This is a genomic window from Collinsella sp. AF14-35, from assembly GCF_003464565.1.
Lineage (GTDB): Bacteria > Actinomycetota > Coriobacteriia > Coriobacteriales > Coriobacteriaceae > Collinsella.
This window is the reverse complement of the sequence record NZ_QRZD01000002.1, coordinates 22,852-35,851: the sequence shown is the minus strand read 5'-3', so window position 1 is coordinate 35,851 and position 13,000 is coordinate 22,852. Positions and strand designations below refer to the sequence as shown.

The window sequence follows — 13,000 nt, the reverse complement described above, 5'->3', positions numbered from 1 at the left end:
TGTGGTTCCATTTGGAACGGCATCGCATCCAGAGTATACCGTTACTCGGTAACGATAACCTCGCGGTCCTTGTAGAAACCGCAGCTGGGGCACACGTGGTGCGGAAGCTTGACAGCGCCGCAACGGGGGCACGTGGACTGAGCCGCAGCCGAGATCTTCATGTTGGCGGAACGACGGGTGTGAGTGCGGATACGACCCTGCTTTTGTTTAGGTACGGGCATAGTGACCTTCCTTATGAACTATCCAGTGTGGCGATTACGCGCAAGTAGCGATACTACCACAGTTTTACTCATCGAGCTTGAGATTCTTCAATGCTGCAAATGGATTTTCCGTGGCAGCGGCCCATTCTGCCTCTGCCTGGGCGGCGCAATCGCATTGCTCGACGTTGAGATTGCAACCGCAAGTGGGGCACAGGCCGCGGCAATCGGGCTTGCACAGAACGACAAACGGCGTGTCCATGACGACCGCGTCGTTGATGGGCTCACCCAGATCGACGATGCGGTCCTCACCCAGGAGCTCGTAGCCGACCTCGTAGGTCTCGGGATCCTCGGGCTCCTCGAAGAGGTAGAACTCCTCGATCTCGCCGGCGATATCAAACGAGGCAGGCTCCAGGCAACGGTCGCACTCGCCGGTGGCGTGCGCGCGGACCATGCCCGTGAGCAAGACACCGGTGCCGGCATTGGTAAAGACAACGTCGTAGTCGATGCCGTCCTGTAGCTGGTACTCCTTCTCGCCCACCGTGTAGGTGGCAACATCAACCTTGCCGGTCAGCGGATACGAATCACCAGGAAACTCGAGCTGCTCAGAAAGATCGACGGTAACGCTCGGGAACTCAGCCATTACCACTGACCATTCTGTTGGGCGGCACCCTCGTTGAGCTGCTGACGGCAACGGGTAACGGTGCCGGTCAGGCTCTTGAGGTTCTCCTCCAGGTGCGTAAAGACCTGCTCTGCGTAGTCCTCGGCAGCATAACGCGTCTCGCGCTCGTACTGCTGGGCACGATCGCGGATGTCGTCGGCCTGCTGCTGTGCCAGACGGACGATCTCCTGCTCACCGGCAATGGTGAGGGCCTGCTGCTGAGCGTCGGCGATGATGGAATCGGCCTGAGCGGCGGCGGATGCCATAAGCTCCTCGCGCTCCTTAAGGATACGGCGGGACTTCTGCCACTCCTCGGGATAGCTCATGCGGATCTCGTCGAGGATGTTGAAGAACACGTCGGCGTCGATGACCTTGAACTGAGCGTTCTTGCCGAAAGGCGGCTTGGCTTCCTCGATCAGCCCTTCGAGCTCATCGACCAAGCTGACGATCCTATCGCCAGGAAAATTCTCGCCCGGCATCCGGTCTCCTTTCATAGGTAACATATCATCGTGCTAGTTTACCACATGCCACCAGGCAATAAAAAACGTCACGAAAAGCGGTGTCTGAGCGCTTCGACCACGTTGGGCGGGACAAACGTCGATACATCGCTGCCGAGCGAGGCGATCTGGCGAACGACCGAACTCGAGATATAGCCGTACTGCGGCGCACTCATGACAAAGATGGACTCAAGCTCGTTATCCAAGCGATAGTTGAGGTCTGCCTGCTGCAGCTCGTACTCAAAGTCGGTCATGGCGCGCAGGCCCTTGACCACGGCCCCCGCCCCCTGCTCGCGAGCGAAGTCGACCAAGAGGCCGGTAAAGGGCAGGACCTCGACGCCGTCGATATCACCGAGCGCCTCGCGAGCCAGCGCCACGCGCTCATCCAGCATAAACGTGGTGCCCACACCGTTTTTACCCTGCGACTCGGCGACAGCGACGATCACGCTGGGAAAGATGCGGCGGGCACGGCGGATGACGTCGATATGGCCAAATGTGATGGGATCGAAGGTGCCCGGGACAATCACGCGGTTGATAGTGTCATTCATGGGCGTCCTCCGTGGGTGCGTCGCTATCGATACCATCATCCTCGCCGTTGCCGACCCAACGAAGCAGGTCGACCGAGGTAATGCCGTAGCGCTTCTCGCGCACGATCTCAAAGCCTGCCGGATGCGCGCCGGCATCGGCGGCGGCATGCTCAAACAGGGCATAAGCGCCAGGTGCAAGCAGACCCTGCTGAGCCAGGTTCTGCAGCAGTTCCTCGACCGGCTCGGCACCAAAAGCATAGGGCGGGTCGAGCAGGACCAGATCAAAGGGGCCGCCCGGCACACGACCGCGCGAGGCGCTCGCCAGCATGTCGCCCGTTACCACGCGCCAACGCGCACGGTCACGGCAGAGCGACTCGATATTCTTGGTAATGAGCCGCGCGGCATTCCGATCGATCTCGAACGTCGTGAGCGAACGGGCTCCCCGCGAGAGCATCTCAATGCCTAGGGCACCGGAGCCGCCAAAGGCATCCAGTACGCGGACCTCGTCCAAATCAAAGTCAAAGGCCGATAGGACCATGGATGCGCACGCTTCGCGCACGCGGTCGGTCGTCGGACGCGTAACATCGCGACCGCGCGGCTCTTCGATTTTGCGACCGCGCCATTCACCGCCGATGATTCTCATCCTCCGCTGACCTCCTTAAAAATGTGTCGATATCGCATGGCGACCGCATCGCGCAGGGGGCGCGTCGCCACGGAGTCAAGGGTGCAAGCATACCGCAAGAGCTCGACCGCGTCCAAATGGGCCCATTCGATAAGGTCCTCATCGGCGTCCAGGTCCACAAAGCGCAAGGTCACGCCGCCGTGCTGACGGTAACCCAGGATTTCGCCCTCGTGACGCAGACGCAGGTCCATCTGGGCAAGCGTAAAACCATCCGAAGTTTTTTCGAGCGATTGCAGGCGATCTTGTGCTGCCGACGCGCCGCCGTTGCCCTTGGAGTGCGTCATGACCAGGCACGTGCCCGACACACTGCCGCGGCCCACGCGACCGCGCAGCTGGTGCAGGGCAGCCAAACCAAAGCGCTCGCCGTTCTCGATGACCATGACGGTGGCGTTAGGCACGTCGACGCCCACCTCGACCACCGTAGTCGAGACGAGCACGTCAATCTCGCCACGCTTAAAGGCATCAATAACCTGGTCCTTCTCCCCCGCTGGCATACGGCCGTGAAGGCGCTCGATGGCAAGGCCCGGCAACGCCAGACGCAGGCGATCGAGCTCGGTCGCCGTATCGTGCAGCGGTACGGGAACCGTCACGCGGCCCTCATCGTCGCGGGCAATACCGGGCACGTCTTCCAGCTCATCGGCCGAGTCACTCGGCTCCACGAGCGGGCAAATCACGTAGGCCTGCTGACCCTTTTCATGCGCCTCACGGATGGCGCCATAGGCCAGGTCGCGACTCGACTCGGTGAGGACGCGCGTCGTCACGCCGGCACCCGGAATGGGACGATGGCGGATGATGCTCGTATCCAGGTCGCCATAGACCGAGAGCGCCAACGTGCGCGGGATAGGCGTGGCCGTCATAACGAGCAGGTCCGCACCGGGGCCCTTCGCGCGTAGGGCGTTGCGTTGGCCGACGCCAAACCGGTGCTGCTCGTCGATGACGACAAGCGACAGATGCTTGAACGCAACGTTATCCGAAAGCACCGCATGGGTGCCAAAGAGCACGTCAAGCTCGCCCGATTCCAGCTGCGCATGGATGCGCTCGCGCTCTGCGGCCGGCGTGGCACCCGTCAGAAGTGCCCAGGACATGCCGGCCTGCGAGAGCAGAGGGCCGGTCTTATCGGCATATTGGCGCGCCAGCACGCCCGTGGGCGCCATAACGCAGGCCTGCGTACCGCCATCGGCAGCCACAGCCAGCGCGCAGGCGGCAACGGCGGTCTTACCGGTACCGACATCGCCCAGCAGCAGGCGGTTCATCACGCGCCCGCCATCGCACATATCGCGCAGGATATCCTGGAACGCGGCCTCCTGCTCGTCGCTCAGCGAAAACGGCAGGGCCTGCTTGAGCGCGACCAGGTGCTCGCCCGCGGTGTGGGCATAGGGCACCACATCGACCAGGCCGCCGTCGTTGCGCAGACGCAGCGCCAGCTGCAGGTAGAGACACTCCTCGTAGGCAAGACGCCGGCGTGCGATGTCGCGCTCAGCCATGCTCGAGGGAAAGTGGATCGATCGAAGCGCACGAGCATTGCTCATCAGGCGACGCTTAACGCGTAAGCGTGCCGGAATGGGATCAAAGGGATTGCCGACGACCTCGAGCGCGCCGCTTACGATGCGGCGCATCCACGCCTGGCTCACGCCATCACTGACGTAATGGACCGGCAGGATAGTGCCTGCGGCACGCCCTTCCTCGAGCTTTTCAAAGTGCGGCGAGGCCATCTGCTTAAAACCGTAGGCAAACTCAACCTTGCCCATCACGGCCAGGCGGTCGCCCTGCTTAAGCTGCTGGGCAATCCAGGGCTGGCGGAAAAAGGCGACCTGTAGCACGCCCGTCTCGTCAACGAGTGAGACCTCGGTCACCTGCATGCGCGGACGCGGCTGCTTTTGGACGATGCGGTCGACCGTGGCGATGATAGTGCACACGGTACCGATGGGCGCCATCTCGATGGACCACGAACGAGTAAAGTCGAGGTAACGATGAGGGATATGGAGAAGGAGGTCCCCCACCGTCCGAATTCCCAGACGGCGAAGGGCCTCCTCACGTTTACCTGAAACATATTTGAGTCGCGCGATATCTTCGTCGAGCGCATTGCTCTGGGCAAAGCGCTCCGAGACGCGCGGCACGGAGCACAGCTCGGACATGGGCAGAGCCTACTCGATCGAGAAGATCACGGGATAGAGCGGCTGCTCGCCACGATGGGCGTCGATCTCCAAATCGGGCTGAGCCTCCTCAATGGCGTCTACGATCTCCTGGAAGGCCTCATCGGACAGTTCCTCGCCGGCCAGAATCGTCAGCGCGTCGCCCTCCTCTTCCTCCTGCATACGGTTGATGCAATCGAGCGTGACCTGCTTCACGTCGGAGCCGACCACGTCGATGGAGCCGGCGATGATACCCATGACGTCACCGGAGTGAATCGGCGAGCCGTCGGAGGCGCTGGAATCGCGCACGGCACGGGTGACCTCGCCATCGCGAACCTCGCTGATGGCGTCGACCATAGCGGCGACGGCATCCTCGAGCTCGGAATCGGGCAGGACCGCGAACAGCGCGGAGAAGGCCTGCGGGACGGTCTTGGTGGGAACGACGGCTACCTTCTTGTCGGTGCAGGCTGAGGCAGCGGCCTCGGCAGCCATGCGGATGTTGCCGTTGTTGGGCAGGATGATGACCGAGGTCGCGTTGACCTGGTCAACGGCGCCCAGCAAGTCTGCAGTCGAGGGGTTCATGGTCTGGCCACCCGACACGATCACGTCGACGCCGAGGGACTTGAGGATGTCTGCCTCGCCGGAACCGGCGGCAACGGCGACAAAGCCCAGCGCCTTGGCGGGCTCGGCGGCCTTTTCCTGGTCCTCGTGGATCTTGGCGGTACGGTCGTGGGCCTCCATCTCCATGTTGTGGATAAAGACCTCGTAAATCTGACCAAGCTGAAGCATGTGCTCGAGCACCAGGTTGGGGGTGTTGGAGTGCACGTGGATCTTGTAATCGGGGTAGGCGCCCACGAGTAGCTCACAGTCGCCCATGGAACCCAGGAACTTAAGGCACTCATCCTCGTCAAACGGGGCGTCGGCCTTAAAGAGGAACTCGTTGCAGTAGCGGAACTCCGAGCCCTCCCAATCGTCGTTGGCCTCGATCTCAACGCGGCCAAGAGCGGCATCGCGTGCAGAGCCAGCGGAATCGAACGTAGCGGAGAAATCCTCGACAACGGTGCTGCGACCAAGCGCGGCGGCAACAAAGTTCTCAAGGAAGATGGCAAATCCAAAGGCGCCGGAGTCGACCACGCCGTTCTCCTTCAGAACGGGCAGCAGGTCGGGCGTACGGGCGACGGACTGATAGGCCTCGACGACGATGGCGTCGAGCGCGTCCTCGGCCGAGAACTTCTTCTTCTCGCACTCGTCTGCCTTGGTCGAGACGTCGCGCAGCACCGTGAGGATCGTACCCTCGATGGGCTTACGCACTGCCTGGAAGGCAACCTTGACGGCTCGGCGGAACGCATAGGCGATGTTGGCGGAAGTGATGGGCTCATCGGCAGAGACAAGGCCCTCGGCCACACCACGCAGAATCTGCGAGGTGATGACGCCGGAGTTGCCACGGGCACCCATCAGGGAGCCATGGGTGATGGCACCGGCGATGGCCTCCATGTCGGCGTCGGCAGGAAGGGCGGAGAGCTCCTTGGTCACCGAGGCGAGCGTGAGCGACATGTTGGTGCCGGTATCGCCATCGGGTACGGGGAAGACGTTGAGCTTGTTGATCTCCTCGGCCTTGTCGGAAACGGCAGCCGCAGCGATCGGAAAACAGGTGCGAATGGTCTTTGCAATCATGGGTATTTGAATCTCCGTTTTCGGATGCTAGTTCAGACGGCTCTTGAGCGCGTCGATATGGATGCCGATCTTAAGGCTGGCGGGGTCGATCTGGGCGATCTCCTGCAGGGTGAAGGCAACGGAGCTCGAAAGATTGTGGCAGACGGACTTCATGTTGACGCCGTTCTCGAGCACGACGTGAAGATCGACCGTAAGGCCGTTCTCGTCGGCGGAGACAAGCACGCCCTTGCGGAGGCGCTGACCGGCAAGCAGGCGCACGCTCTCGGCGCCTTGGAGCTGCTCAGCCATACCGACGACGCCATAGCACGTCATCGCGGCATAACCGGCAATATCGGCAATAACGTCGTTCGAGACGCTCAGGCTGCCGTTAATGGTCTCAGACACAAGAATCTCCTTATCTGGTGCTCACGGCACCATGTCGTGGGAGCAATCATTGCAATATTCTACAACGACCGCGCCATGTTGAGGTGATGGGTCGCGGGATTACATCCTCGACACGAAATGTTGATATGGCAACGTTCGAGTCAAGTGGTCGCGGCATGAAAAAACCCGCCGCATAAGCGACGGGTTCTACAACCTGGCTCCCCGGGTAGGACTCGAACCTACAACAGCGCGGTTAACAGCCGCGTGCTCTACCATTGAGCTACCGAGGAATTAAAAAGCCCAGCGGAATGGGCTGAGAAATTCTGGCTCCCCGGGTAGGACTCGAACCTACAACAGCGCGGTTAACAGCCGCGTGCTCTACCATTGAGCTACCGAGGAATAGGTGCGTGCTCTCAAGCAACGAAATTTATTATACGGACGAATCAGCGCAGGGCAAGAACTTTTTTGAGATTTTTTCCGACCTAGTCATTGGGGACGTTCTTAAACGACTAGTCATTCAAGAACGTCCCCAACGACTACTCATTTAAGTCTGTCCCCAATAACCACCCCCAAACTGTCGCACAACTGACAGCCATAGCAACGCCGCAGATAGAGGACGGACAGCGAAAACCCGCCAGAGCGAGCAAGGTGCCTTGAAACAAGGCGGCATTGACCTTTTGGTCATGCCGCCGAAGTTGAAAGGCAGATTGCCGCTCTGGCGGGTTTGCAGCATCGGCCAGTTACGGCGTTCGGTAGAACGCCGCAACCCTAAGACTCGATGTAGTCCTTCAGCTTGCTGCTGCGGCTCGGGTGACGAAGCTTGGCCAGGGTCTTGGACTCGATCTGGCGGATGCGCTCGCGCGTGACGCCAAACTCGCGGCCGACTTCCTCGAGCGTGCGGGGATGCCCGTCGACAAGGCCAAAGCGCAGCTCGATAACCTTGCGCTCACGATCGGCAAGCGAGTCGAGCACCTGGGTGAGCTGCTCCTGCAGCATGGAGAAGCTGGCAGCATCGGGCGGAACGATAGCCTGGGAGTCCTCGATGAAGTCGCCCAGCTGGGAATCCTCTTCCTCGCCGATGGGGGTCTCGAGCGACACGGGCTCCTGCGAGATCTTCTGGATCTCGCGGACGCGGTCGGCGCTCATGTCCATCTCGGCACCGATCTCCTCGGGGGTCGGGTCGCGACCCAGGTCCTGAAGGAGCTGGCGCTGCACGCGGACGAGCTTGTTGATAGTCTCGACCATATGCACGGGAATACGGATGGTACGGGCCTGGTCGGCGATAGCGCGCGTAATGGCCTGACGGATCCACCACGTGGCGTACGTGGAGAACTTGAAGCCCTTCTGGTAGTCGAACTTCTCGACGGCGCGAATCAGACCGAGGTTGCCCTCCTGGATCAGGTCAAGGAACAGCATGCCGCGGCCGACATAGCGCTTGGCGATGGAGACGACCAGACGCAGGTTTGCGCTGATGAGCGCCTGCTTGGCTTCGAGGCCGACGTTCTCAATGCGCGTAAGACGACGCATCTCGGCACGCGTGAGCTCGAGCTCACCGGCATCGGCGGCCTCGAGCTTCTCGGTGGCCTCGAGACCGGCCTCGATCTTCATGGCCAGATCGACCTCTTCGGAGGCGGTCAGCAGGTCGACCTTGCCGATCTCCTTGAGGTACATACGAACCGGATCGCCGGTCAGCATCACCGTGGAGGCATCGATGCCACGCACGCGGGAGCGTGAACGGGACGTGCGCACGGTGCGCTTCTTCTTGCTCTTGGAAGAACCCATCTCGGCGTCGGCCTGACGGGCCATCTTGAGCTCGTGATCGTCGAGCGAGCCGGAATCGTGCTCGTCGTCGTCATCGAAATCGTCGGTATCGGTATCGTTATCGTCATCGTCGACGTCCATGGGGGCGTCGTCGTTACCGCTCGCGGAGATAATCTGGATGCCGCTGTTGCGCAGCGCGGAATACACCGCGGTGAGCTGCTCGTCAGAAACATCGATATCCTTCAGGGCGACCTGAATCTCGTCCTCGGTTACCGAAGTCCTGTTTGAGCCGTTGCCCATGAGCTTTGCAACGTAGGATTCCAGCCCAGTACCCGTGCTCTCAGTCTTTTTTGGCACAGATTCTCCCTTCATAGTCCACAGGACTCAATACTTTAGCACACACATAGGCGTCTATACCCAAAAGAGGACTGGATATAGGCGAGAATACGCTGGTTGACCACAACATCTAGGCCTGTTCGGTGCCTGCGGCCTCCAGACCGATCAAACGGAACGGGTCCGCCACGCCGCCGATCGACTTTTGCAGCTCGCGTTGACGCTGCGAATCCTGCGCGGCCTGCACGGTCAGCGCACGACGGGCCTCATCATCGAGCGAACGGTCCTGGCGCAGCTTGGCCTGTGCGGCACGCATGCGGCGCTTGATGGTGTAGAGTTCGAGCGTATCAAGCATGAACACGATGTTCGTCTCGGTGGGGTGCTTACTCGTCGCCGAGATGCGCCCGGCACTCACAAGCGTTGCCGCCTCGGGACACACCGAGCGCGCCGCATCCATGCAGGCTGCAGGATCGGTTCCCGGCGGCGTCGCCAGCACGGCCCACGCGATGGACTCGTGGCGCGGATCCACCCACTCGATGGAGCAGATACGGTCGGCATACGTGCGGAACAGGTCGGGGTAGCTCGTGAGCATCGTCAACAGCTCGCGCTCCCCTGCCAAGGACTTGCGCTCAAGATCGGTAAGAACCATCGGCGCCGCCGCAGCCGGAGCGCCCGAACCATCAGTCACAGGCACAGCACCCATACCATCAGGCACATCGATCGGCGGCAGGTCGTCGACGACCTCCACGGGCGCGGCACCGTAGGCATCGAGCGGGACGTAGTCATACGGCTCTTCTTCGACCGGCGCGGACACCGGCGGCGTCGCGCCCGATGCCCAAGCGTCACGACCGGCATCGCGAGAACTCGACGCCCGACTGCCCGTCCCGCCGGACCGCTCAGCCTGTGCCCGCTGGCGCTCATAGTTCTGCTCACGACGTCGCTCGGCATCCTCACGCTTGGCGACATCGCGAAACACGCGACCCGAACTCGCGCGAACCGTCTCCAGATCCAAACCCAGCAGATCGGCAATCTGGATAAAGTACGTATCGATCATATAGCTGTCACGAAGCGGATAGATGAGCGTGAGAGCATCCTCCAGCGCCTTGGCACGACCGCCCGGCGTGGAGATGTCGCTCGACTCCTGCAGCGAACGGTAGACAAAGTCCATGAGCGGCTCGGCCGCGTCGATGCGCGCCTGCAGCTCCTGGCCACCGTGCGCCGTAATAAACTCCATGGGATCGTTGCCGTCGGGCAGCACCACGCAGCGCAGGTCCATCGAATCCTGCTCGATAAACTGAATCGCGCGGCGCGCGGCCTTTTGACCGGCAGCGTCGCCATCGAACATATACACGATGCGCTTGGCAAAGCGGGTGAGCGTCTTGACGTGATGCTCCGTGAGCGCGGTGCCCAGCGTGGCGACAACGTTTTTGATCCCCGCCTCCCAGCAGGCGATGCAATCGGTATAGCCCTCCACCACGATGGCCGTATCCTGCGCGACGATAAACTCCTTGGCCCAATTAAAGCCATAGAGGTTTCGCTTTTTATGAAACACACTCGTCTCGGCGGTATTGAGGTACTTGGGTTGGCCGTCACCCATGATGCGCCCGCCAAAGGCAATGTTGTGACCCTGCTCGTCAAAGATGGGGAACATCACGCGGTCGTAGAAGCGGTCGGCAAGCTGCCCGCGCCCGCGGCTCACGGCAACGTTGGCGTCGATCATCTCCTGCGGGGTAAAACCCGCCTGGGACAGGTGCGACACCAGCGCGTTGCGGCCCGGTGCAAAGCCCAGGCAGTAGCGGCGGCAGACGTCGCCACCCATACCACGGCTGGCAAAGTACTCGCGTGGACGGCCGTCCTTACCGCGCATAAGCATGGTGTGGTAGAACTGGGCGGTCTCGGCACACAGATCGTAGATGCGAGCACGCTTGGTACCGCGCTCGCGACGATCTCCGGTGTCATGCAGCTCAATACCCGCACGATCGGCCAAATAGCGGATTGATTCGGGAAAGCTCAGGTTCTCGCGCTTCATGATATAGGTGAAGACGTCGCCACCCTCGCCGCAGCCAAAGCAATGCCACACCTGCGTGGCGGGGATAATGTGGAAAGAAGGCGTCTTTTCGCCATGGAAGGGGCAGCAACCCCAAAACTCATGGCCGCGGGGCTTGAGCTCAACCGTTTCCTGCACGATGGCAACCAGGTCAGACGCAGCGCGTACCTGGTCTTTTTCCTCATCGCTAATCACGGATGCTCACCCCCTGCTCACCCAAGTTATGACGAATATCCTCGATATTACCCTCGACGGTCGCAATCAACTCATCCAGCGAGTCGAACACACGCGAGGGACGCAGCCAGCGCGTAAACGCCAGCGAAACGGAAGCGCCGTACAGGTCGCCCGTATAACCAATTAAGTTAGCCTCGAGATGCGATGAAGCGGCATCGTCGGCATACGTCGGCGGCAGGCCGACGTTAACGGCAGCAGGCCATACGGTGTCATCGACGAGCACCAGGCCCTCATACACGCCATCGGCAGGCACCTGAATGCCGTCGGGAACCTGCAGGTTTGCCGTGGGAAAGCCCATGCCAGAGCCCTCGTGACGGCCGCGAATAACACCGCCGCGCAGCATATACGGGCGGCCGAGCAACTCAGCAGCCAGCTCCACATGGCCCTGTCCCAGCTCATGACGGATGCGGGTGGCGCAAATGGCCTCGCCGCACTCGCAAAGCAGATCGTGACCATACACGTCAACGCCGTGCTCGGAACCCCAGACGCGCATCTCGGCAACACCAGAAGCACCGCCACGACCCAGCCTAAAATCGCTGCCAACGCGAATCGAACGAATGTCGACCACGCGTGACAACAGTGTGAGAAAACCGACATGGTCGAGTGCCGCAACCTCAGGCGTAAAGGGAACGGCCACCACTGCATCGACCCCGGTCTGAGCCAAGGCATGTAGACGGTCGGCCGTCGTCATCAATTTTTGAGCGGGCGAAGGACTCACCACAACGTCCGGATCGGGATCGAAAGTGACCACGACCGCCTTGCAGCCATGGGCACGGGCATCACGGACAAGCGCTTCGATGAGTTCCCGGTGTCCACGGTGAACGCCATCGAACACGCCAATGGCGATCGAGGCAGCACCCAAGTGCTCGCACTCATCAAATGCATCGGCAGCAACGATGCGAGCCTCGTCCGACTCGCCCGCGAAAAAGATACGCGCGAGCTCGCGAGCGGACAACATCATCGAACACCGCCGATTGACTGCGGAAACACGTGCTCCATGACAAAGCGGCCACCCTCGATGCGGGCGAGCGCCTTGAGTCCCCCATCGAGCACCAACGCAAACGGCGGCTTCGCGGTATCGAAATCGGCAAGCGCACGCTCAACGGGAATGCGTCGGCCGCAGAGCAGGTCGTCGGCAAGATTGCCCGGCAAGTCAACACGCGTGGCGCCCAGAGCCGCAATGGGGTCCAGGGCAAAGCCAGCCGCGGACTCGGGAGAAAGCTCCTCGACCGCATGACAAGCGCCAATGGAAACAACACCGGAGGCCGTGCGGCGCAGCGCGGAAATGTGCGCGGCGCTCTCGCAGGCGCGGCCCAAGTCGCGAGCGAGCGCACGGATATAGGTACCCTTGCTCACCGAGAACGCCACGGTCCACACACACGTATCACCTTCGCCGCCAACGGCGATCAGGTCGGCGGCATAGACCTCGACGGGGCGCGGAGGTAGGTCCACCGCGTTGCCCTCACGAGCAGACTTATAAGCGCGAACGCCATTGACCGAGATAGCCGAAAACGCCGGCGGCACCTGCATCTGCGGACCCATCATGGAGGCCAAGCGCTCACGGGCATAGGCAGGATCGCTGAGCTCGTTGGCAACAGCCACCGTGCGGACCGCCTCGCCCTCCGCATCATCGGTATTGGTCTCGGCGCCAAACGAGATATCGGCGACGTAGCTTTTGGTATCGAGCGTGAGCATGCCCAGCAGACGGGTGGCCTGGCCCACACCCACCACCATGACACCCGATGCCATGGGGTCGAGCGTGCCGGCATGGCCGACGCGACGCTCATGGAGGGCGCGCCGACATTGCGAGACCACATCGTGGGACGTGCAGCCCACCGGCTTATCGACGGCGAGCAGCATATTCAGTTGAGAAGGCGTACGACGAGCCATGT

General features: G+C 61.5%; 12 protein-coding genes and 2 tRNA genes. All 14 read right to left on the bottom strand.

What is annotated here, in order from left to right; genetic code table 11:
- Positions 1 to 41 precede the first annotated feature (41 nt).
- The 14 genes from rpmF to truB all read right to left on the bottom strand — a co-directional run bounded on the left by rpmF (position 42) and on the right by truB (position 12,998).
- Positions 42 to 221: a 50S ribosomal protein L32 gene (gene rpmF, locus DWW12_RS01020; protein WP_022094017.1), complete on the bottom strand. Its 180-nt coding sequence runs from the start codon at positions 219 to 221 to the stop codon at positions 42 to 44.
- Between the two features lie 64 nt (positions 222 to 285).
- Complete coding sequence (locus DWW12_RS01015; RefSeq protein ID WP_117786775.1) at positions 286 to 840, bottom strand: DUF177 domain-containing protein; 555 nt, start codon at positions 838 to 840, stop codon at positions 286 to 288.
- The gene (locus DWW12_RS01010; protein WP_040358176.1) at positions 840 to 1,337 is read right to left on the bottom strand and encodes an ATPase; all 498 of its coding nucleotides are present in this window, start codon (positions 1,335 to 1,337) and stop codon (positions 840 to 842) included. The genes DWW12_RS01015 and DWW12_RS01010 overlap by 1 nt, the downstream gene beginning before the upstream one ends.
- Positions 1,338 to 1,405: 68 nt before the next feature.
- Positions 1,406 to 1,903, bottom strand: coding sequence for a pantetheine-phosphate adenylyltransferase (coaD, locus tag DWW12_RS01005; protein WP_117564151.1), 498 nt, complete (start codon positions 1,901 to 1,903; stop codon positions 1,406 to 1,408).
- Positions 1,896 to 2,525, bottom strand: coding sequence for a 16S rRNA (guanine(966)-N(2))-methyltransferase RsmD (rsmD, locus tag DWW12_RS01000; RefSeq protein WP_117786774.1), 630 nt, complete (start codon positions 2,523 to 2,525; stop codon positions 1,896 to 1,898). The genes coaD and rsmD overlap by 8 nt, the downstream gene beginning before the upstream one ends.
- Positions 2,522 to 4,699 (bottom strand): ATP-dependent DNA helicase RecG, encoded by a 2,178-nt coding sequence (locus DWW12_RS00995; protein ID WP_117854567.1) that lies wholly within the window; start codon positions 4,697 to 4,699, stop codon positions 2,522 to 2,524. Before DWW12_RS00995 ends, rsmD begins: the two co-directional genes overlap by 4 nt.
- Positions 4,700 to 4,708: 9 nt before the next feature.
- Entirely contained in the window at positions 4,709 to 6,370 is a 1,662-nt protein-coding gene (locus tag DWW12_RS00990) for a DAK2 domain-containing protein (protein ID WP_117765715.1), read from the bottom strand.
- Between the two features lie 27 nt (positions 6,371 to 6,397).
- A complete protein-coding gene (locus DWW12_RS00985) occupies positions 6,398 to 6,754 on the bottom strand; it encodes an Asp23/Gls24 family envelope stress response protein (RefSeq protein WP_022093773.1) in 357 nt (118 codons plus the stop codon).
- Between the two features lie 194 nt (positions 6,755 to 6,948).
- Positions 6,949 to 7,023 (bottom strand) — tRNA-Asn (locus DWW12_RS00980).
- A gap of 34 nt (positions 7,024 to 7,057) precedes the next feature.
- Positions 7,058 to 7,132, bottom strand: a tRNA-Asn gene (locus tag DWW12_RS00975).
- A 369-nt stretch (positions 7,133 to 7,501) separates the two neighbouring features.
- Positions 7,502 to 8,851: an RNA polymerase sigma factor RpoD gene (rpoD, locus tag DWW12_RS00970; protein WP_055286388.1), complete on the bottom strand. Its 1,350-nt coding sequence runs from the start codon at positions 8,849 to 8,851 to the stop codon at positions 7,502 to 7,504.
- Positions 8,852 to 8,960: 109 nt separating this feature from the next.
- Positions 8,961 to 11,069: a DNA primase gene (gene dnaG, locus DWW12_RS00965; protein ID WP_117854566.1), complete on the bottom strand. Its 2,109-nt coding sequence runs from the start codon at positions 11,067 to 11,069 to the stop codon at positions 8,961 to 8,963.
- Entirely contained in the window at positions 11,062 to 12,069 is a 1,008-nt protein-coding gene (ribF, locus tag DWW12_RS00960; RefSeq protein ID WP_233544183.1) for a riboflavin biosynthesis protein RibF, read from the bottom strand. Before ribF ends, dnaG begins: the two co-directional genes overlap by 8 nt.
- Positions 12,066 to 12,998, bottom strand: a complete 933-nt coding sequence (truB, locus tag DWW12_RS00955; RefSeq protein WP_117854564.1) for a tRNA pseudouridine(55) synthase TruB — start codon at positions 12,996 to 12,998, stop codon at positions 12,066 to 12,068. The genes ribF and truB overlap by 4 nt, the downstream gene beginning before the upstream one ends.
- Between the last annotated feature and the right edge of the window lie 2 nt (positions 12,999 to 13,000).